Consider the following 21,444-nt stretch of genomic DNA (forward strand, 5'->3'; position numbering starts at 1 on the left):
GCCTGATGCACCTATACTTCGAATAGTCGGTAGAAATGCTTTTTTACTTTCAATCTAAACAACACGATACATCGACTAATAGGTTCTAGCGGAAAGCCAAAAACCAAACCAATTGCAAATCTCAGAGGCAAACGATTTTCTCTACATAAAAGAAATGGGGTGTAGATGTAAGTGGTTAACACATCCTTGATCAAATCTTTTTTGCTATAACGACCAGTGTGTGTAGAGTCGGTAATAAGTTTTCGATCAAGCAACCAAGTGGAGCCCCGAGACATAGGCCTGATTCGGTCTGCCGCAGCCAACAAAACATCGCGGTCAATCTGAATTTGTTCGGGCGTGTGCTGCGCGAGCAACCTGAGTCCGCTCTGAATTCGAGCCCGTCCCTGAACCTGATCTGTAAGGTCAACTATTCTGTCTTCAGAAAAGTCGAACCGACCTTGGAGCAACATCAAGACATCCACCACCCAACGCGCATCCATGGCCAAATGTCCATCAAACATCCCGTGACCGATCACATGAACTAAATGATGCTCAATACAAGGCACTCTGAACGCGACCTGTCTAAACGACAAACACTCCGAGCTATTTACCAACTGTTTTACAACGCTTGAAGAAACTGCCCAGTCACTCAAGTACCAATGGAAATCAAACTGAAATCCTTCAGGTGATTCGCCCGTCACAGAGCGAACGGTTGACCCCAGCGACTTCAAGTCATATTCCTTGAAGAAACTAAGAACCATGTCTGGTTTCAAGTGCATGTCTGGAATCAAGAGATCAACGTCAACCATCGGTCTAGACCCAATGCCGCTGGCAGACCTCAAACAGTTGGGAACACCTTTCAAAAACACTGGTTCCGCAAAACCCCGTTCGATCAACCTGCTGCGCAACACAGAAGCTCGGTTCAAAAGGACATGATTTCTGTAAAACGTATGCTTATAGGCGCTTTGAACTTTCGAAATCGACGACGGGCTTAAGCGCTCGAGGGCTGTCTTCCCATACATGAGCGGCAGGATTCTGTACTGTTCACCGGTGAGCAGATCCTCTTGAAGACACCGGTCAATCAGTCTAGAACTTTCGCTTGCCGGGTCTGGGCTAAAACAAAAATCAATCAGTGCTAGCAACTGATCTGGCTTTTTTAGGCCTAAAAGTGGAAACATTATTTGCCCTTTGAAAGGCGCTGCAGCGCCACTTTGCGCATGAGCTCAACACATCGGCGTTGCATCCCGGAATACAACAGGTATTCAACCCGCTCGTCGAAGTCTCGTGAGGCGGCAATTGCTGCCGGATGCTTCATCGGAAAGCCTAAACACTGATTGTTTTGTCGTGCAAACGGATGTTGCGAACTCACAGTGCTAGTCGCTTCCGGACCAAACCCGATATTCTTGATCATACTCACTGAAGGATAAATCGATAGCCCCCCACGTCTCCAACAATGATAAGCCCAGGTGAAATCCCAGAGATCCGCACCACGATGCGCAGAACTTAACTTATAAGCCCAATATCGTGCATAAGTGCCACTGCCCAGGTAAGACTCAAGCCATTTCATCGCATCCTCGTCTGACCAATCCGCCAAGGCAGTTCTGAAACCCGTCACGGCCCTACGCCACGTTGCCCAACCCCAGCTAGACGGGTACTTGGAAAATCCATACGAATACTCACCACTGAACTTCAACTGTTCAGCACGAAAGCCGCTAATCGACATGACTTCTGCACAGGCCTGATAACGGTCTAGCAATTGAGCGCAATAGTCAAAAAACGTCCGGTCTGGCAAACAATCGTCTTCGAGGATAATGCATTGATCAACCTGGTCAAAAACCCAATCCAGACCCGTCATCATTGATTGGCGGCACCCAACGTTCGCCTCTCTGTGCAAACTGACAACCTTGAACAAACTCTTGCACGATGCCAATAGACCTCGAACTGCATTAACCTTGCATTCATCGTCTTTGCCATTTTTGGGGCCGTCTGACACCACAAAAAGAGTCTCAGGCTGGTACTGAATGATCGCGTTCAGTGTCTGAGCTGTCACCGACGGCCGGTTATAGACAAATAGGGCAACCGGCTTTTTATTGTGTTGCTCCATTACCAATATGCCCCATTGTCCACAAGGCTAGCCGAATTTTCAGGGACGAACTGTTGCGGCATTCGTACCCAGTGCTCGTTGATATAGTGTTGCCTCCAAAACTCATCACGCAGCCACCGTTGACCTAATATGCCAAACAATACCTGAAGATGACCGCCGAGCGAAATGGCAACCTTGCCAGCGCTCTTGATGTGCACCGCCAGAGGAATCGCAAGCGAACCAGCAGCAATCAGTGCCACATCAAAATCAAGAGAATCAATCTGAGCGCAAATATGCTTCTTCAATTTTAGGCTGTCACCAAAACGCTCAAACGTTTTGACCTGACCAATATATCCATAAGGAATATCGATGGCTAGAACAGCTGCGGGTTCAAACCAGGGCACACCGATACGACTCCAGACCGATTCGAATATTTTCTTATCGGCCCTCTGTGCTGCGAAACTGGCAAACGGTGCAATCAGCAATATGCGCTGGCCACTTAACGTTGGCAGGTAACATAAGCTCGGGTTGTGCGGGATGGATCGATCCGGTTCTGTGTCTGTGAACTTTAACAATCCCGCTTGTAAGCCTAATCTTTGCACCAATTCACGCTCAGCAGGGTAGCCAAATAAACCAAGAAAGTCTGCTTGTGAAACTGCGCTGGCGTATTGCGTTGAATACCTTTGCAGGAACTCAAAAGATGTCGGAAAAATGCCAGTTTGTCGCTCTGCATGATATTTTAGGGCAGCAAACACTGGCCTGGCCCGATCAACCTCATGCGATTCATCAGACATCCCGGAGGCCAAATGAAAGCAAAGACAGACCTGTTCACTCCCACCGAGTTTGCCAGCTGCAAAGCCTCTTCGATCAGCGATAGCGCGCTGAATGGAATCGATAAAAGACCGCTTGGACGCCAGCACAAGATTGTCCATTTACAAACCCTTGCTCTTTAATCGGCGATAGATCACTCTTAACAATTCATAGCTGAAGGTACCCGTTTCACAAGACGTGTATGAGAGGTTCGACAAATGCACGCGCTTATTGAGGACATGAGCATCCAGTTCATACCGCCTCGCTGAACTGAGCTTTAAGTCATGAAACCACTGAATATCCAGCGCAACCGATAAGCTTTCATCGAACATGCCGATCGAATCAAACAGCGCTCTCTTTCCCACAAAACACCCCGGCATGAGTGCCTGATGCAGCCCCTCAAGCAACCTCGGCTTGAAACCATAAGGCAATGCGTCCGGGTCCTCAGCAAAAAACCGGAACATTCCTGTGCTGTAGTCAAGATTGGCGCCTGAGAGAAGCGCTGACATATGATCAGACAGTGCGGTTGGCTGCCACCAGTCGTCGCTGTCAAGAAATGCAACGTAGGGCGTGCTGCAGTGCGCAATGCCCTCATTCCAGGCAGCAGCGAGTCCGCGACCACTTTGTAGAACCAATTTTGCATTGGGCAACAACGACACCATCTGCAGGGTGCCATCTGATGAGCCGCCATCAACCACCACCACATCAAAATCAAGATAGCTTTGGGATAACAAGCTCTGAACACACTGCATAAAATATCGCTGCGAATTTAAGGTTGCGATCACGACGGTTACCAAGGACATTCAGAACCCCCCATTGATGAGGAAGCACAGAGCATCAAGCTGACGACTTTTAGGTTTGAACCGATCTTTCGGGTTGTGTTTTTGCCAAGGTTTGCGCTGCACTCTGCCCAATCTTCCAAAGCAGCGTGAATCTGAATCGTTTGATTGGACGGCACCGGCTTGGGAAAAAAAACCACCTGCAGCCTATTTTGATGGCACCAGCGATCATATACCTGAGCCTGATGAACCCACTCTTGACAGCTTATCGAGATCACCCCTGAATCGGCATCCGCGACAACGATCAGTCCAATGCATAGACCGTCTGAAACCTCGACATCAAAGTCATCACCTGCCTGCACACATACATACGGCAATGAAAGTCGGTATAGGCCAGTTTCGAAGCGCCCTCTTACCAAAAACTGGGTCACCGGCAGCAAGGGTTTGGCAATAATCGCGTCAGATTGCACACTAGGCAGTCTTTTTTGAGTCAACCTGTTCTCAAATCCCCCCTCGTTCATCACAATCTTGGCATAAAGTGCAGCACCTGCAGGCGTGGTGTGCACACCGTCATAGACAATAGTCGACGCATCCAATTGGCCATCGTCAACTAAGGACTTGACCGAGGCATAAACATTGATCGCTGATAGCCCATGGTTTTTTAGCACCTGCGTGTAAATATCAAGCACATCTTGGTATTGTTCTTCTTCAATATCGCTACGATATAGAAACAAGGGAATCACAGTGGCCTGAGACACTGCAGTGCATTGCAACAAACCGCCAAGTGCTGGCGCAATCAAATGCCTAGGTGTAGCCCCCCCAAGATCAGCCACAAAAGTATCCAACACAACGCAGTCAAATGCCTGCCCTTTTGCAAACAAATCAATAAAGAAGGCGATACCCAATGAACCGATTCCACCCAAACAGCAATTAACCACTGAAACCTCGACATCGCGCTTAGCGATTTGGGCCACGAGTAAATCCCTGTAAGAGTTCTTTTGTGCGCTGACGCTGTTTCCAATGAAGCAAAGTTTCATCATCCCGACCTTTGCTGTAGCTGCCGCGTGGCGAGCGCTCGCGGCACAGGACACTGCCTGTCATGACTAAGAGGTAGTGACACGACCTGCGCCTGTCGAAATGCTTTGCCCAGTATTGTCAGTCCTTCAAAGCCAGCATCTGGCAACAACTCACGTGTCGATCCCATCGTCAGACTGATCAGTGAGGCAACCGTCGGAACGGTTGCTTTCACACTACCTTCCTTGCAGGGTACAAAAATGGTTTGTAACTTACCTGAGCGACACAACTGAGTTTTAAGTCGCTCATCATGGGAAAAAAAATAAATTTCTTTGTGAAACTCATCAATACGCAAACCTGGTGGCAACGTCAACTTTTCTAACTGTGGCAAAAATTTCCACTCAGATTGATAAGTCTTACCCGACGAGTAAAGGCTGTGAACATAAATCAGGCCATCTTCACCCTGACCTAGGGCACAAAGATCATCGCCGATGTAATGCATGCCAGCTAATAAGCAACTGATCGCGGTTGTCGACTTACCTGCACCACTGTTTCCGATAATTAAATGTGCATTCCCATCCTCATCGGCAAGCGCAGCGCTGTGAATCATAGCCATACCGTTATAGCGCAAGACCCAAGACAAAATACCTCGTAATGGACACGCTAATTCAAAGGCGGGCAAGGCTTGTGCGTTGACCAGTGCCACGATGCCGTGCTTTTTGGATTGATCCAAAATTTGAACCATTCGTGCGTGCGCAAAGTAAGCAAAGCTTATTCCGTCACCACTGTATGCGGGCACTTCGCCTCTGGGCATCACGTCATCGATGTCATGATGGAAACGCGGAAATTGAACGCCCGAATGGCAACTATCCCATATGTCGATCACATACCCATCATCCAACCCAGCGTCAGCTAATGACGATGAGAGGTGACTAATCGCTGAGAGAAAGGGCAGCACGAGGCTTTCATGATGCAACCTCGCCCGGATGGTGATTCCAGCCACATCAAAAACATGGGTTGTTGTCCCTGCTTGAGCTGAAGCCTGTGTTGCAGCCAGCCATAGCGAGTAATTATCAGCTGGACGCATCAATCGGTATCCGAACCAGTTAAGAGTTAACGCTTATTCGCAACTGGCCACCCTGAATCGTCAACATCATGAACTGGATCTAACAAAAGTATCTCTTGCATGTCACTGAACACAGCAAACGTAGGGGCAACATAAAGTCCTTGAGGATGCTCTAGCAAGCTGGCAGAATCAGGCGGCCCATCGTTGGCCACCAGCAAACCTTCTTGAACCAACTGATGAATAAAATCATCAATTTGACTAAGGGTCAGCTTTTCATCAAGCTGATAATGTGCACTTAATCGCTGAGCGATCGCTTGACTAGACTGCTTTGCCATCATCGCGTTCCACACATAGGCAGCAGTGTCTTTTAAGCTGTAGTACTTTCCCGAGTCTAGGTGAACAGCCACGATCTCACCATCAAAAACTTCGAAAACAATGTTTACACCTGCCAACTTATACGCACTCATCTCGACCTCATCCTCGACTGGTTAAAATAAAATCTACGCTTAGAGCCACTTACTTAGAGCCCATTACTTAGAGCCCCTTAGCCAACTCATCTCGGAGAGCATGCACCCTAACTCTCTTTATAGCCAATCGCAATAAAGACTGCGCGCGAACCTCTCGATCTATGGAGTGATTAGCCCCATGCACCCTTCTTTTGGCGACTAAACTCGGCACGCAATGAAACTCGACACCTTGGCTACGTGCTCGAAACAGCCAGTCCACAAATTCACCAAACATCAGAGATTCGTCAAACCCGCCAGTCTCATTAAAGCACTCCTTGCTGATTAATAAGGTCGTGGCCATCGGCACTGACTGCACACCTGGCGGGAAACGCAACCGTTTTACCATTTGACTATCGAGAGATTGACACAGAAAATTTTCCCACTGGCCGACACAGGCCAATCCATTGGGTACCTGAGCGAGCAAGGCCCACTGCTCGGATAACTTCTTAGGCAACCACACATCATCAGCATCCAGAAATGCAATCCATTGTGTGCGAGCCAGGCTAGCACCCACGTTACGAGCCGCCGCTGCGCCAGACCTAGGCTGGCTATGACAATGAACGACAGAGCCATATCGAGATGCTATCGCGGCCGTATCGTCATCAGAACCGTCATCGATCACCCATATTTCTTCTACAGCGACATCGCGCTGAGCTAAGACACTTTCAATGGCTTGAAAAAGGAATTTGGCCGCATTGTGTGCCGGAATGATCACGCTGATATTGGACATGTGTTTGAAGAATGGAACGCTTTGCGACAAAATGTTTGTCCAAAAGTAGGCTTAATATCGCACTATCTTGACTGCTTGTCTCCATAATTTTCCTTAGCGCAGGTAGCGAGGCTCTGTTGTGATCCGACTGGTATGGATTTCGATACCAAAGTGACCACTAATTAAGCTGCTCTGATGTGGTGTCTTCACCGCTCATAATGCAACCTACCCTGCTCAACTCGATAAATCACATCGCAATGCTTTAACGCACTAGGCCGGTGCGAAACCATCACAATGGTAAGTTCCGGATGAAGTCTAGCCAATGACTGCGTGATCGCTTCTTCCGTTATAGGGTCCAGCGCACTAGTGGCCTCATCAAGTACGAGTAGGCTCGCCCTTTTATATAAGGCACGTGCAATACCAATACGCTGGCGTTGGCCGCCTGAAAGCCGTATGCCACGCTCACCGATTTCGGTATCAAGCCCTTGAGGCAAAGAATCGCAGAATTCAAAGAGATGCGCTTGCACAATCGCCAACTGTATTCTGTCATGATCGATTGCTTCAGATGGCAATCCAAAAGCAATGTTACGGGTGATGGATGCATTCGCCAGAAAGATATGCTGCGACACATGCGCAATATGTCTTCGCCAAGCGCCTGCGTCTGGGTTGCTATTGGCTGAATATTGAACCTTGCCGTCCACAAGCAATTGCCCAGTCGTCGGCTCAAGTAAGCCCATCAAAATATCGAGTAATGTGCTCTTGCCGCCACCCGTGGTTCCGAACAAACCAATAGTTTGTCCTTGATAAATTGTTAAGTTTATGTGGTTAAGCACCCGTGGCATGCTTGGCTGGTAGGCAAAGCTCACGTCATTTAACTCAATGAAAGCTTTGGAGACCCCAGGCTTTACAGGTTTTAACAAGGGCGTTATTGACATTGGTAGGGGCTGTGGTGATGGCTGTAGAGGTACCTGCTGTGGCACCTCCAATTGCAACCACTGTCGCACGATGTGCAGAGTGTCCGCCATGCCACGAATGCTGGTCCAGCCGGCATAAATCTGCTGCATCAGGGGCAATAAACGCTGTGCGGATAGGACCAGTACGCCCAACATAGGTACGATGCTGGTCAAACTTGGTGAGCCAGTTTGCGTATCTGGTGAGTGGGTGGCATAAGCCACCGCAAGCCCAGCCAAGAAAAGCGTACCCAACCCCTCAACCAAGTATTTTGGGCTGGCACTAATGATGGCATTTTGGCTTTGGGCATGTCGAAACACTTCGTCCGCCTGCTTAAAAGCATTAACGAAATATTCGTGTGTGCCATCAATATGAATATCGCGTATGCCACCCATCCCCTCTTGCAGCATTTTGTAGCGCTTGTCACCTACCTGCGACATGCTCTTACTGTTGGCGGACAAATACCAGCGACTGGCTCGGTATATGAGCAGGTACACCAGCCCAAAGCCGACCAGTGCCGTGCCAGCCAACTGTGGGTTGATCCACAACAAAACGCCAGCAAACGCCAGCACCATTACCAAACTGGTCAGCAACTGTAACCCCGCCATCAATACCGAGCTCACCAACATCTGCACCCGACTGGTAATCACATCGATGATCTCACTTGAGGTCTTGGTTAAATGAAAAGCATACGGCTGCAACAAAGCTCGCCTAAATATATCTTGTCCTATGAAGCCGCCTAGCTGATAGGTGTAACGAGAACACGACGTAAACAGCCACCAGCGAATGAGTGAAGCTGTCAATACAGCCATGCCGAACGCCAACCCCAAAAATACGACAATAATCTTGGCAGGTTGATGAGAACTTGGATCAGATGTTTGTAACCATTGACCAACAACCGGCCAATGAGAGAGTTGTTGTGGGTCTGTCAGTATGACCAGAAACGGCAGAAGCGAGCCTATCGATAATATCTCGCATGCTGAGGCGACCAACGACAACAGCATCAACCCCCAAAAACGCCGTCGCCAATTGCCACCGAGTAAACGCCATAATGCTCGTAAATCTGCGCTAATGCAGCTGTTCATTTTGTTGAAATTTTTGGTGCTAGTACTCGGTACAAAAATACCGGGCCACGCAAAAAAATCTTTTTGGTGAAATGCCACAAGGCATTTCTGTGGGTCCGCGGCGGAAATGCCTCAAGCCAACGGAAATAGTCTAAAAACGACAAACCTTGTCGTTTGCGCAGGTATCTGGGAACCCAGAAATAGCCTACAAGCATGGCCTTAATAGGATTTAATCGGGGTGATCTGGGGCGTTGCTCTGCAGGTAGATTTGGCTCGGGCGCTTGTTCATAAAGCCATGAAACGAGTTTCGGGTTAGTACTGACCGCGTCATATAGACGCCAAAGTTTTGCTCGGTCAATGGCGATGGTATCGGGCAGTTCCGTTGCAAGCGCCGAAAGCGCATCTCGAATCCGTTGCGGTGCCATCACGCGGTTAGCAAACTCGACAAACCGATCGATATCAATATTTTCAGCGCGTTTAATAACTGCAACAGTGTCAAAAACCCAGCGGGCATCATAGATCAAGGTGTTGGTCAGCACACCATGGGCAATGGTATGCGCCAAGTGATGCTCGACACAGGGAATGCGTAACAACTGCGACCCAAGTGATTGCGGTTTGGCGTATTCAATAATGCGATCAACCAAATCCTGACCAAGAGCCCAATCGTGAACATACCAATGAAGATCGAACTCAAGCTTATCCTGTGAGGTCATCGTCACAGATCGGAAACCACTGCCCTTTAGCTTGAAACCAGACTCATCTAAAATCGTAAAAGCCTGCTCAGGGCGCTCGTGGAAATGAGGAATCAACACATCAACATCAGCCATGGGACGCGCACCAATCCCCAACTGCACATAGGCAATAGCTGGCAACCCTTTGAGTCCAATCATTGGCGCAAAACCAGCCTGAGTGAATAGGGTTTGCACTTGCCCGAGCCGATGCAACATCAGGTTGTTGCGACAAAAGGTGTATTTGTACATGCCCACAACCTTACTAACCGATTCGGTGCTCATGCCATCCAAAGAGGTCGAGCGGTATAGCAGGGGCAACACCCGTAACTGTTCACCGGAGAGCACATCATCCTTGAGCGCTTGGTCCAATATGCTTAGACGGGGTTTTCTAAATAATGGGTCGATCGCTTCTTCACTGAAGCACAACTCCAATAAAACCTTCTGTAACACTGGATTTGCGTAACCAAAAACCAAACTCATTATTTTTGACTCCTAGCCAAATGACGCCTGATTACCTCTACATGTATTTTGTGTCCCCAGCCAAGTATCGCGAACATCTGAATGTTCAGCAAGATTTGAAGCCAATCGCGAGAAACCCGAATAACCGGTCCAACCGTTGCGCGAGACAGAGGGGTAATGAAGATGGTTCGCCCGAGACATTGCCAACAGGTCAACGAAAACGCGTTTGTTTCGCTCTACTCGTTCTGTTAACGCTAGGTGCCATTGATAGTGGGCAGGTCGATGATGAATTTGCCTGACGTCAAGTTGGCAAGGGGTTTGTTCGAGTGTGTTTTCGAAAGTAAAGACTTCGGATCCTGAGAGTTCATTCATAATATAACGAATCACATGAGGGTTATCACTGCAAACGAGTACGCGACGGCCAGCAAGTTGATCTTTCAAAGACTGTATGAAAGGTTCATAATCAGTTCGATAGTCAGTATGACGAACATGGATAGCATCAAAGTTGTTACCAAGTGCGTCAATCGTTTTGTGAATGTGTTTGCTCAGCCATTCCGTAGCTTTCATGAGTCCCAAACAATGAAAAGATTCTTCCCCTCCTCCGGAGCGGTGATGAACAACGATATCCGCCTCACAGGGCTCGTAGAAATGATAATCGGGTTTGGTGACTTTCATGCGAAGGCTAGCGAATACAAACGCAAGCTTACGCAATGGATCGTTCTCTTTAGACGGCTTCTGAAGGTATTGCCAAAGTCGCTGGAGGTGTAAAAGTTGCATACTCAGGCGTGTGCGGTTGGTCGCAACAAAATTCGGATCTGCAGTCAAACTTGCCAAAAAAATATGAGGCAAAAGGTCCAAGCAACCCTCAGCTATTTTAGGATAACAGGTCAATTGGTTGAGATGCGCCCAATGTGAATGATCGAGTTCGATCATGTCTGAACCCCATCCTTGCGCGGGCGTCATGTAGCGGCTAAGTCGATCAGCTAAACCAGATACGCGCGTGTCCACAAGGAGTATTCGATTTTGGGCCTTTGCGTACTGATAGGAGTGCCAAATCTGGCACAGAACATCATTCAAGCCGCAGCCGCGGGGCATGCATAAAACATAACGAGCGGCCCTCCGCTCCTCTAACTGACAAACTGGCGGCTCAATATTCAATTATATGTTTTCCAAATTCTTGTGTTCGCTCAATCTTAGATGATTTGTGCGAGTGAATTTTTGTAAGACGTAACGCCCAGTTTGCTATTTCTGCGTCATTGGGAAAGGTCTTGGCATAGTGCATCAACCCCCCTTCCCCGCGCAACAAAATATCGATATTCAAATTGAGGATTGGTGTCAGTCCGCTCACTCCCCTTTCAGTTAACTCAAGAAAAAACTTGGCTGCGTCTCCGAGGGATTGTAAAAAGCATTCTGCAGCAGAGTTTCCCGCACCAAGAATAGGAGGACGTTCTCGCTTAGGGCGACTCATCAAGTCTGAATAAACACGGGCCATCGTTGTTGCATTGGCAGCGGGATCAAAAAGCTTACGCGATGCGTTACGTGCAGCCTGACCGATACGACGGCGTAGACTTGGATCACTGGCCAAGCGTCTAAGCGTTGTGACGAAATCAGTGACGTTGTTGCAGATAAAACCTGTCACATTATGTTCAATCCAACCCGTCGCTGCAGTCCCAGCCATGAGTACAGGAGGGATGCCCGCCCACATCGCTTCTTGAAGAGCTTTCTCACTTGTGACATAACTGCCAGGGGCTAAAGGATAGGCAAAGATATCGGCCAGGGCAAAAGCGCCAGCAATGTTCTCTACATGGCCATGGAAACTGACACAATCTAAAACACCGCGGTTATTAAGATTTTTTTTCAGGTCCTCTAGAGACGCAGGGTCAGCATCGCCAAAAAGGTCAAAATGAATGTCAGGACTAGAGGCACCTGCCACGATGTCTGAAAAATCGGGGTGAAGTTTTGTCGTGGCGATTCCACCGAGATAAACAATGCGTACGCCATCGTGTTGTTTGGGTGCATACGAGTTTAGACGCGACATATTTGCAAGGGCTGGAATATGCGTGACATGTTCATGAGCCAAGAGGTGAGCCCCCAATCCAAGCGGCGCAGAGAGCACCCAGCTATCGGCAAAGGCGACGAGTTCATCAAAAAGCATGTGCGGCAGCGTATTCCCCGCAATCGCCGAACACATGAGCAGACGGGAGGGTGGCAAGGGCTTTCGGAGAAGATCAAGAAGGAGTGGATGATTCCAATAGGTGACTTCAACGATATCTGCCGCATCAAACTCACTTTCTAGCCGTTGCGCATCCAGCTTTGTCACCAAATCAATGCCAGCTCGACGAGCCATGGTAAAGAGTGGCGCGGATATAGGCTTATCCAGCACCAAGACCTTGCGCTGGATAGTCTCGCCCTGGCTACGGTCGTATTTTGCAATTTCCAATATGGCACGCTCAGGCCCTCCACCAATCCAGCGGGGAATAATATGAAGGATTTTCATGGATCAACTTTATGGCGAGTGCGTTCAATAAAGCGTCTAGCGATCAACATCATTTCCTGACGATAGGTCACAACATCGGTAGAAAGGCTGCCAGGCCTAAGCCCTTTTTCGAGGACAGTCTGAGGGATGATTAATGGCGGTCCAAGCATTTGCACTGCACGCATCATCCAGTCACTATCTGCGCCAATGCGCAGCGAGTTGTCAAAGGGTCCTACCAGTGAAAAAATTTCATGACGAATCAGTAGTGCACCTGGTGTGTAACCGAGATGCTCCGAACCAGCGCAACGGCGCGCATGCGCTGCAGAATTATCGCCTTGAACCGTTCGAAACGAAACTTGGCCGGTTACAGCCCACGCTGATGGAGTCTTATCGAGCGATTCATATTTCAGGGTAAGAGCATCGTGTGTCCACACATCATCCGCATCACAAAACCCAATCAACGATGATGTCGCAGCTGCGATGCCTTGGTTGCGGGCTGCACCTATCCCTCGCGATGTTTGATGAACTATGTTGAGATTTGCGATCTCATTGCGTCTGGCCGCAACGCGTCTGACGGTCCCATCTTGCGAACCTCCATCAACCAAAATCAATTCAAGCTCGTGATTGTTATCGGATTTAAACGCCGCGATGATGCTGTCTAAGGTTGCATCTATCGTTGGCGCAGCATTCAGGCTCGCAACGATGACTGAGATACTTGAGCGACCTGGGTACACAGGCATTATTTACTCTCCTGCGCTGATGGGTCATGACTATCAGCCAAAGCGTGCCGCCAATGCTTAACTGTCATGGAATCAACTGCCACTGAGGCGATGTGATCGATCCAATGAAGCGTTTCTTTATGATGGAGAAATGGCAGCAGATGCAATTTCGTAACGTCATCCAACGGAAGATGGGGGTGGCGTGCAAGCCGCTTAGCCATATTCGGATCTCGCGTCATCACCAGTAGTTCGATCAGCACCCGAGCTCGGTCAAAAGCCCTATCGTCAGTACCCGCGGGCAAAAGGCTAAGAGTAGTGGGAGAGAGTAATCTTTCCGTTGCAAAATCGGCCAACGCTAAGGGTCGCGCTGGGCAAAGTACTAAGTCGTCACCATCCTTAGTATGCGTCGCATCAGCACCAACTCCCAGATTATGGATGAGATTAATCGGCGAAATAATGGCGACCCGTCCAGACATGGCCATGCGTAATGTCCAATCACAGTCCCAAGAAAGATTTGGTACTTTACGCGCTGACTCAAGGTAGTGTGTGTAGAGTGCGCCAAGGCTCGGCTCGAAATCACAGCTCGCAACGTCATATTCAGAAAGTCTCGCGGCTCCTACGATTGAGATTTTTTGCACGGCGTGCCATGTGTGACGCCAAGTTCCCCACCCCCAAATGCCGCCACGACGGCTTGGGATTCCAGCGCTATTTTGAAGCACCTGTGGCCAGCGTACGAGAGGATTATGACCAGACACCATGGCCACATCGTCACGATCCTCATAAGCATCAAGCATATGAGTTGCCCAGTAAAAAAACTCTGGATGTGCGTCGATGTCATCTTCGAGGATGAGCGCCCTATCCACCAAACTGAAGGCCCAGTCCAAGCCGCTCACGATACGCCTGCTACACCCTAGATTACTATCGGCGTAATCGCGTTCAATGGTGCACTCCCAATCGATTCGTTCCACCTCGGCCCGTGCTAACTCACAGGCTTGGTGATCCTCGCTATTGTTACTAATAGGTCCGTCCGCAACGACGAGGATCCGGCGTGGTTTGATTGGACGTAACGTATTGATCAAATTACGTACGAACCGACAGCGGTTATAGATGATGCAAACGACCGGGGTATCGGCAGCGTCCAGAAGATCCAGTGTATTTTTGTTTGTCTGCATCGCTACAACACCCTACAACACAGTTCATGGGTTGTTTGTTTGCCTAGAAACCATATCCCGAAAAACTTTGTCAATCTGATCGAAATCCCAGTTGAGTCCCAAGCGCCAAGACACCACCTTATGTGACAAGTCTGACAGACCTCTGAGCAAGGCCGGTGATGGTCCGAGTGAATGAAGGGCGGGCGAGAGTGCCAATTGCCAGGGCACGAGCGCTTGGCGACGACTCAGAGGTTGGAGTTTGTAAAGGCTTTGAGCATCTGGCGATACCCAGATCCCGCCGACGAGATTAGCGGTCTCTGCGATTCGGGCAGTTGAAGGTAGGCTTCGCGCATGTTTGCCGTGGCGAGAGTCGCCCAAGTCTGGCCAATCACCAGCCTTTAGTCGTGACAAGGACTCAGAGGTCAGGAAAGTGGTGGCGTAAAGACTCGCCACCTTTATTTGGAGACCCTCACGATACAAGAAGCAACGGTCGTCACCTAGTAATTCCCAGCCCCTCTGAGCAAGTGCCAGTGCAGTTGTGGTCTTTCCACTACCGCCGACCCCGAGGAGGATTAAGGCTCGACCTTCAAGAGCAATACCGCTGGCGTGTATGGGTAGAATGCCTCGGTTCGCAGCCCATGCAGAAATGATGTCAATCCCTGGTCGAGTGCGAATACTGCCATCCAAATCCTTGATATCACCTAGAGTAAAAGACCCAAAAGCAGTGTTTCCTCCTGAAATGCCATCAAAAGAAAGTGTCTGTACATTAGGGGGAGTTGATGAAAGCCAAGCGAACTTGCCAGTCCTCCGATCGCAGAAAAGCCCGTTTTCGCTCTCTTTTAGGGCGCTCGTCACGAAGTGTTTATCTACGTCAAAAGATATCGTGAGTTCAGCTAATGATTGATCTTGGAAGCCTTTGTGGGCAAAAGCAGCAGCAAGCGGCTCAGTGCCTTTGGTAAAGGACAAATCTATGGCGTGACCGGCGAGCCAACTGCGGATTCGGGTCATGCCGTGCGAGCCTCCACCAGAACGTCAGCTATCGCGGCTGATGGGCCAGCCACGATCGGGATCGACATCATGTATGGGATCCATCGTGATGATATCAATCATGTCATCGTATTCGGTCAGCCGAAACTCGCCTATCACTGCAGGCCAACGTTCAGAATTTGCAGCGATCTCTACCTCTTGGCTGTTGCGGGTTTCTGTGATCAATCCTAATTCGCACAGACGCTGAAGGAAGGTCTCGCACCCCATGACAGCCTCTGAACCGTATCGAGAACCAAGCAAAGTAAGAAGTTCATCTCTTGCCACCCCTCTAACGATATTGTCCCAGACAGTGGCAGCACCCTCTTCCAACAGAAACAGTCGTCCCGCGACCATATCCATGATGATAGTTTCACCCTCTAACGGGTCACTGGCAAAACGCTTAGTATCAATTTCGAACCGTATCATGGGATTTTGCTCAGTCTCTAAGAAACCGCATACTGCGATAGACTAACTCATCAATGAGAAATAATATATCACTAGTCCTTTGCGTTGAGCAATAATAAAAGATTGTCGAAAAAGAGTTTTTGATGACACAGGTAGAGGTTTCGGTGATTGTTCCAACCTACAATCGAGCACATCGGCTGGCCCGCTGTCTGAACTCGATTCCGTGGCGCACACATCGCAATCTTGAAATAGTGGTTGTTGATGACGGATCGACAGACAACACGCGCGACGTTTTAAGTGCTTTCATCACGCAGGATGCACCGCTGCGACTCGTGGAATTTAAAGTCAATCGCGGCGTAGGTGCAGCTCGAGTAGCAGGACTTTCGCATGCTAGAGGTGGCATCGTGATGTGGCTAGACTCAGATGACGAGTGGCTGCCGGGCGCATATGAGTTGCTCCTAAGCACACTTAACAGCGCAAATCATATTGAAGTGGTGATGGGACAAACCTCACAACGAATAGAGCCGGAGCTAGCTTGGCCTGTTTGGGTCGCAAAGTCATTGCGTGATGAGGCAAGGTTTTGTCATGTTTTCGGTGCCATGGCAATGGATAAAAGCATTTTTTACAGATACCCTATCGATGGCTCTTTGCGCCAGTCGGAAGACACCGATTGGATATTTCGCTTACAACGCGACGGTATCACCATCACGCAAATTCCTAAGCAGATCCTGACTCGCTGGGTTGGACACGACAATTTATGTCACAATAAAGTTCAAGCAAAAAAATATATAAGACCGGTATTCCTCGCACATGCCCGCGCGCTAATCAATAAAAAGCGTCTTGGGGAAAAGGTGTAGAGCTCAGCTTAGAGGTTTTTACTTCGTCAATGTCCGAACGCATCGTATACCGAGCCGCATACTCCGTCTCAAAAAAAGAGTGATTTGAAAGTGCCGTAGTGCGCAAGATTTACCTCCTGTATTGCCACTGCAAGAGCCACTAACAAAAATGGACAAATTTTTCTCCATATACCACTCTGAAACTGCGTCATAAAAATGATAATGAATGGCAAAAAGTGGTACGAGTAAAGAAAAGGCGTGTCACCATATGCGCAATGAAGCATAAGCTGGAAAACAAGGAACCCAACAATAAGCATCAAACAGTTGTCATTAATTTTTTCTCGCCAAATTTTGAAAGTTGCTGACACAATTAGTAAGCTAACCAAAGCTAAAGACGAGTAAACCGCAACTTTTGATCTTAGCCCGATGTTTTCCCCGTAAAAAAACTCTAGCCAAACTGGCTTAGACATAATTGGAAGTGATTGGCGAGCCTGTATAGGCAAAACAAATCCAGAAAATATAAAATCAAAGATTCTGAATGGTATGTCGGACAATACTCTTTTGACGAACATGGCCTCGCCCTTCAAAAGTAAAAAGTCAAAAAAATGCACGGAGCTTGGGTAGATATTTCGCTGCAAGAGAGACAAAAACAAGCATATGAGGGCGGATGAAAAAACGAATAAGACGAGGTTTTTTGACAACTTAAACCTCTTGTATGCGTACAGCAAACCAAAGAAAACGTTTGTAATCGTGCCAGAGAGAGAAGTGATCGCTACAAAAATTGGATTCCAATTAAGCCGTGCTGCATTAAGTGCAATCATTAACGTAAAAAAACCAAATAGAAATGTTTCTGGTACTACGCTCCAAACTCTGACGGTCATGGTGGAGAGAAGTAAACTTAACGCCGCGAAAGCCGAGAGCGCATCCGTTTTTTTATATAGGTAGTACCAAAAGAAAAAAGCGCCAAGTGTTCCAAACACATTTCGATAGGTGCCAAATTCACTTCCTATGCCAAATAAAAAAGCGCCAAGTTGGGCAGTAGAAACTGCGAATAACGAAAAATAGGGATGAACATTGTCTCTGTGGTGCGATATTTCGTCAGTATCTTTAAGGTTCTCTAATACACGCCAAACATCCGCCCCGAAAAATTTATTCATAAATTCTCGTGTTGATTTTTCGGGATTCCATTCTAAAGAACTAAAAAAAACTAGAGGTACGAGAAACCCGATAGCTATTAGTCCCCATTCCAAAAGACTTTCTTTCTGAATTTTTATATTCATTTTTATCGTTCTCGCTAATTAATTTAGAAAGTTAGTTTTTTAAAAAATATCGTTTGTCTAGCTTGTACTTCATTAGAAAAATCAGCGCCAGGCCAATCGCTCCTGCTCCATAACCTACTCCTTGCGCAGCAAAATTAAAAATGAGCTTTTTGTCCGCTACATACTTAAATGGCAACACAATTGCAGCGGCTATGACAATTGATTGCTCATGCTAAAAGATGCTTGCTAATACGAAGCTTGCTGCTGTGAGTGCTGCAGCGAAGAGGCTTGCCTTATCTTTTATGGCAAACACTATAGGGTCGTCATGCATCTCGCCCCTATGCGCTTTCATCCATACCCAACTAATCCAAAACAATAGAGTTAGCACAGCGAACCAAATGAGAAATGGCGTTTTGTATAGCTGCACTACGGTCTCACCGTGTAAGTAGAGTGCCAACACGAGTACGGCCGCATATCCTGCCGTAATACCTAAAGTCTGAATAAGCGGCGCGTCTGTGACCGCATAGCCCCTGCCCTGTGCGTGGCTGTTACCCGCATCTGCTTGAACCTGAAGTTCTGCGTAACGCTTTACAAACGCAAGAGATAGGAAGATAAAGACAGAAAATGCCAATAGCCAAAATGACAAGGTGATGGCGACAGCGGCAGCACCCGCAATAATGCGCAGTGTATAGAGCGCCGCTAGCGTTAAGCAATCAATGAGGGCAAGGCGCTTTAGCCATAATGAATAAGCGCAAGTGAGTGAGAAGTAGACAACCAACCACGCTGTGAATGCAGCGCCTACTACAAGCCCCAATAGAAGACTAGCAACAGCGAATAGTGGTGCAAGCACTACCCCCACCTTAATGGGTACGGCAGCGCAAGCAAACGGACGATGGCGTTTGCGCGGGTGTTTGCGATCGCTTTCTAAATCCAATAAGTCGTTGGCCATGTAAACGGCAGATGCGCACAGGCTAAAGGACACAAACGCAAGAATAAGCGTGGATAGCGATTGAACATTACTAATTTGGTGTGCGGCAAACAGCGGAACAAAAAGCAATAGATTCTTTAGGTACTGATGCACCCGCAGCATCTTTAAACAATCCGAAAGTGTCACGGCTTGGGGCGGAAAGACTTTAGATACAGTGGCGACTTGGGCGGCTTGCTTGGTAATCGCATCGCTAGCATTCACCACAATAGCATGCCGTGCGCCTGCCCATACCGCTATATCTGCCGCTGAATTGCCTGCGTAGTCATAGCCCTTCGTCCCGTACTTTGCTTCTAATGCTGCCCGCTTGTTTATACCTGCGTTATTGGTTGTCCCATCGCTTGCCAGCACTTCGTCAAATAAACCTAAGGAGTCTGCAATGGCCTGCGCTACCCGCTCGTCTGCTGCTGTACACAGCACGATTCGTTTACCTGCTACCCGCTCTTCTTTTAACCACTCAATCAGCGCATTGTTATAGGGCAGCGTGGTTACATCTAAATTCACGTTTTCAGCCACTTTGGCTTTGAGTGCTGCTTTGCCCCCTAATAACCAAAATGGCAGAGCCAGGACATTTATGGGCTGATTACGCAGCAGACATAACGCCGATTCATGCAGCGTGTCGGTCAGTGTCACTGTTCCGTCCAAATCAACGGCGATGACTGAGTCTATTTTTGTGCGTGCTTCCAATGTGCGTCTGTGGTTGGGCTTTATATCTGCAGTTTATAGTAATTAGTTTGTATGAGTGCTTCTAACGTAAGGCTCCGGTTAATACCGTCTTGACTCAGCGGTACTAATAGCGAGTGTCGCTTTACGTTGAATTTATTTCATCCACACGCTGCCCTGTTACTTTCGCAGATTTGATTGCGTCCTCAAGCCGAGCAAGAATTGAGCATTAGAACGAACGAGTCTCGGTAGGACGCGATGATAAGGGTGTTGGTGCCGATTGAATACTGAACCCCCAGCCTGTAACAGCACATCATCACCCAGTGGATCTATTGCTACCAAATCGGGAAAGGCTCTCTGCGACGAGACACTGAGCCGACCAAGTCTCACCCCATCGATCGAGTTCGGTCTAAGCTTCTGGCCCAAGCTCAGGGCGCTTCCAATATGCACCTTGATAGTCTTGTGCATGTGCACAACAATAATGACTAGACTGACTAGTTGGAATTGACATCATGCACACTTGGCAACTACAAATGGCAAAGAGCCGCTTCAGCGAGGTGGTTGAGCGAACGATCAAAGAGGGCCCACAGCTCGTCACTCGTCGAGGCCAAGAGGCCGTGGTCATGGTTTCCGCTGCTGAATACCGTCGTTTGAGTGGGCAGACCCCACACCTGATGGTGTGTTAAACCGTGGCTCGAGCTTGGTCGCAGATGACGGTACAAGCTGAAGCCAACGGCAAACCCATGGCAGCATTTGACTCGATCATTGCAGCGACTGCGCGAGCGTACGACTGCAAACTGGTGACACGCAATGTTCGGGATTTTGCGCAGGCCGGTGTTGAGATCGTTAATCCTTGGTTGAGCTGATCGCTCACGGCTAGCCTTCCCTCAAGACCCCTTGCATCATTGCCTCCTCATCGGGTGTGGGCCTACGGAAGCAATGCAAGACTGTATGGCCGGGCAGGACCACACTGTGAAACTTTTTTTGAGCGCTGGTTGACGCCGTTTGGGCAAGCTTGAACTGTATTTAAGCTTTTGTGGTCAGCTTTTGTGAACCGCTTTTATGAACCGCGTTTGTTCAGAATCAACTCGGCGCCTAAACGCGGTCGTCAGCAAGCTTTCCATCACACGTGACAATGAGTTCCCCCACGCTCACAGAACATGCCGTCCACATCCTGCCATATCGAGGGATGAGGCATATCTGAAAGATCCCGATGTGCCGATCGACACCGCACGCAAGTGATGCTGAGCGGCGCGATCTGTTTCTAGGAACTTCCGCTCGTATTGCGTGCCGGTCGCGGCATCTATGTATTGCCCGTCGAAAGCCGCTTCGGCACCCGCGCGCCGTCGGCCGTCAAGATGGTCGAAGGCTTGGCAAAGCAGCGTGGCGAGACTATCGTGTCGCACGGCGCCGCTGCCGCCAACGCGCTGGGCCTGACCACGCAGATCCCAATGCGAGCGGTCTATCTCACGTCCGGCTCCAGCCGCCGCTTAAAATTGGGCGCTCAGATGGTCGAGTTCCGACACGCGCCAATTTGGCAACTGATTTTTTCCTGGGCGGGCTGCGGGCGAGGTAGTGCGGGCACTGGCTTGGCTTGGCCCGGAAAAAGCCGGGCAAGCGATCTGATCTTCGCCCGGGCGTGTTACGTAACGCGGTTGAGTTGGTCTAGTGCATGGGCAGTCGATAGCCCGGATCAATTGCCTGAATGCTGCCCCAGCTCAAATTGATTTCCGTTGTCGCCCAAAAGGCAGCGCAGCCAGGGTTCCATTTGGG

General features: G+C 48.8%; 23 protein-coding genes. 4 read left to right on the forward strand and 19 right to left on the reverse strand.

Annotated elements, in window-relative coordinates; genetic code table 11:
• Positions 1–11 precede the first annotated feature (11 nt).
• From AC8GE9_RS07985 to AC8GE9_RS08060, 16 genes are all read right to left on the reverse strand, one after another.
• Positions 12–1,157, reverse strand: coding sequence for a nucleotidyltransferase family protein (locus tag AC8GE9_RS07985; protein ID WP_506676626.1), 1,146 nt, complete (start codon positions 1,155–1,157; stop codon positions 12–14).
• Positions 1,157–2,083 (reverse strand): hypothetical protein, encoded by a 927-nt coding sequence (locus AC8GE9_RS07990; RefSeq protein WP_506676627.1) that lies wholly within the window; start codon positions 2,081–2,083, stop codon positions 1,157–1,159. Before AC8GE9_RS07990 ends, AC8GE9_RS07985 begins: the two co-directional genes overlap by 1 nt.
• Complete coding sequence (locus AC8GE9_RS07995; RefSeq protein ID WP_506676628.1) at positions 2,083–2,994, reverse strand: GT-D fold domain-containing protein; 912 nt, start codon at positions 2,992–2,994, stop codon at positions 2,083–2,085. The genes AC8GE9_RS07990 and AC8GE9_RS07995 overlap by 1 nt, the downstream gene beginning before the upstream one ends.
• Entirely contained in the window at positions 2,995–3,675 is a 681-nt protein-coding gene (locus AC8GE9_RS08000; RefSeq protein ID WP_506676629.1) for a glycosyltransferase family 2 protein, read from the reverse strand.
• Positions 3,663–4,625, reverse strand: coding sequence for an SGNH/GDSL hydrolase family protein (locus AC8GE9_RS08005; protein ID WP_506676630.1), 963 nt, complete (start codon positions 4,623–4,625; stop codon positions 3,663–3,665). Before AC8GE9_RS08005 ends, AC8GE9_RS08000 begins: the two co-directional genes overlap by 13 nt.
• A 62-nt stretch (positions 4,626–4,687) precedes the next feature.
• Positions 4,688–5,752 carry a hypothetical protein gene (locus AC8GE9_RS08010; protein WP_506676631.1) on the reverse strand — a complete coding sequence of 355 codons (1,065 nt, stop codon included), beginning with the start codon at positions 5,750–5,752 and terminating at the stop codon, positions 4,688–4,690.
• A 26-nt stretch (positions 5,753–5,778) separates the two neighbouring features.
• Entirely contained in the window at positions 5,779–6,198 is a 420-nt protein-coding gene (locus tag AC8GE9_RS08015) for a PqqD family protein (protein WP_506676632.1), read from the reverse strand.
• Between the two features lie 67 nt (positions 6,199–6,265).
• Positions 6,266–6,967 carry a glycosyltransferase family 2 protein gene (locus AC8GE9_RS08020; protein WP_506676633.1) on the reverse strand — a complete coding sequence of 234 codons (702 nt, stop codon included), beginning with the start codon at positions 6,965–6,967 and terminating at the stop codon, positions 6,266–6,268.
• A 185-nt stretch (positions 6,968–7,152) separates the two neighbouring features.
• Complete coding sequence (locus AC8GE9_RS08025; RefSeq protein ID WP_506676634.1) at positions 7,153–8,901, reverse strand: ABC transporter ATP-binding protein; 1,749 nt, start codon at positions 8,899–8,901, stop codon at positions 7,153–7,155.
• A gap of 77 nt (positions 8,902–8,978) precedes the next feature.
• Entirely contained in the window at positions 8,979–10,172 is a 1,194-nt protein-coding gene (locus tag AC8GE9_RS08030; RefSeq protein WP_506676635.1) for a nucleotidyltransferase family protein, read from the reverse strand.
• 12 nt (positions 10,173–10,184) lie between these two features.
• Positions 10,185–11,084 carry a hypothetical protein gene (locus tag AC8GE9_RS08035; protein WP_506676636.1) on the reverse strand — a complete coding sequence of 300 codons (900 nt, stop codon included), beginning with the start codon at positions 11,082–11,084 and terminating at the stop codon, positions 10,185–10,187.
• A gap of 214 nt (positions 11,085–11,298) precedes the next feature.
• A complete protein-coding gene (locus AC8GE9_RS08040; protein WP_506676637.1) occupies positions 11,299–12,648 on the reverse strand; it encodes a glycosyltransferase family 4 protein in 1,350 nt (449 codons plus the stop codon).
• A complete protein-coding gene (locus AC8GE9_RS08045; RefSeq protein ID WP_506676638.1) occupies positions 12,645–13,367 on the reverse strand; it encodes a glycosyltransferase family A protein in 723 nt (240 codons plus the stop codon). The genes AC8GE9_RS08040 and AC8GE9_RS08045 overlap by 4 nt, the downstream gene beginning before the upstream one ends.
• Positions 13,367–14,518 (reverse strand): hypothetical protein, encoded by a 1,152-nt coding sequence (locus AC8GE9_RS08050; RefSeq protein ID WP_506676639.1) that lies wholly within the window; start codon positions 14,516–14,518, stop codon positions 13,367–13,369. The genes AC8GE9_RS08045 and AC8GE9_RS08050 overlap by 1 nt, the downstream gene beginning before the upstream one ends.
• 24 nt (positions 14,519–14,542) lie before the next feature.
• Positions 14,543–15,505 (reverse strand): hypothetical protein, encoded by a 963-nt coding sequence (locus AC8GE9_RS08055; protein WP_506676640.1) that lies wholly within the window; start codon positions 15,503–15,505, stop codon positions 14,543–14,545.
• A gap of 24 nt (positions 15,506–15,529) precedes the next feature.
• Positions 15,530–15,949, reverse strand: coding sequence for a hypothetical protein (locus AC8GE9_RS08060; RefSeq protein WP_506676641.1), 420 nt, complete (start codon positions 15,947–15,949; stop codon positions 15,530–15,532).
• Positions 15,950–16,071: 122 nt separating this feature from the next.
• On the opposite strand from AC8GE9_RS08060, the gene AC8GE9_RS08065 reads away from it, so the two are divergent.
• Positions 16,072–16,785: a glycosyltransferase family 2 protein gene (locus tag AC8GE9_RS08065; RefSeq protein ID WP_506676642.1), complete on the forward strand. Its 714-nt coding sequence runs from the start codon at positions 16,072–16,074 to the stop codon at positions 16,783–16,785.
• Between the two features lie 68 nt (positions 16,786–16,853).
• Here the strand turns inward: AC8GE9_RS08065 and AC8GE9_RS08070 are convergent, their stop codons facing one another.
• A complete protein-coding gene (locus tag AC8GE9_RS08070) occupies positions 16,854–18,044 on the reverse strand; it encodes a hypothetical protein (RefSeq protein WP_506676643.1) in 1,191 nt (396 codons plus the stop codon).
• A 211-nt stretch (positions 18,045–18,255) separates the two neighbouring features.
• Positions 18,256–19,695 carry a UbiA family prenyltransferase gene (locus AC8GE9_RS08075; RefSeq protein WP_506676644.1) on the reverse strand — a complete coding sequence of 480 codons (1,440 nt, stop codon included), beginning with the start codon at positions 19,693–19,695 and terminating at the stop codon, positions 18,256–18,258.
• A 488-nt stretch (positions 19,696–20,183) separates the two neighbouring features.
• Between AC8GE9_RS08075 and AC8GE9_RS08080 the strand changes: the two genes are divergently transcribed.
• Together AC8GE9_RS08080 and AC8GE9_RS08085 are read left to right on the forward strand one after the other, a co-directional pair.
• Complete coding sequence (locus tag AC8GE9_RS08080) at positions 20,184–20,357, forward strand: type II toxin-antitoxin system Phd/YefM family antitoxin (RefSeq protein ID WP_506676645.1); 174 nt, start codon at positions 20,184–20,186, stop codon at positions 20,355–20,357.
• Between the two features lie 3 nt (positions 20,358–20,360).
• Positions 20,361–20,537: a PIN domain-containing protein gene (locus AC8GE9_RS08085; protein WP_506676646.1), complete on the forward strand. Its 177-nt coding sequence runs from the start codon at positions 20,361–20,363 to the stop codon at positions 20,535–20,537.
• 285 nt (positions 20,538–20,822) lie between these two features.
• Here the strand turns inward: AC8GE9_RS08085 and AC8GE9_RS08090 are convergent, their stop codons facing one another.
• Positions 20,823–21,077: a hypothetical protein gene (locus tag AC8GE9_RS08090; protein WP_506677149.1), complete on the reverse strand. Its 255-nt coding sequence runs from the start codon at positions 21,075–21,077 to the stop codon at positions 20,823–20,825.
• Between AC8GE9_RS08090 and AC8GE9_RS08095 the strand changes: the two genes are divergently transcribed.
• The gene (locus AC8GE9_RS08095; RefSeq protein ID WP_506677136.1) at positions 20,982–21,398 is read left to right on the forward strand and encodes a DUF6088 family protein; all 417 of its coding nucleotides are present in this window, start codon (positions 20,982–20,984) and stop codon (positions 21,396–21,398) included. The two genes, AC8GE9_RS08090 and AC8GE9_RS08095, sit on opposite strands and share 96 nt — an antisense overlap.
• Positions 21,399–21,444: the final 46 nt, after the last annotated feature.

Source organism: Zwartia lucis, assembly GCF_965234455.1.
Taxonomy (GTDB): Bacteria; Pseudomonadota; Gammaproteobacteria; order Burkholderiales; family Burkholderiaceae_B; genus Zwartia; species Zwartia lucis.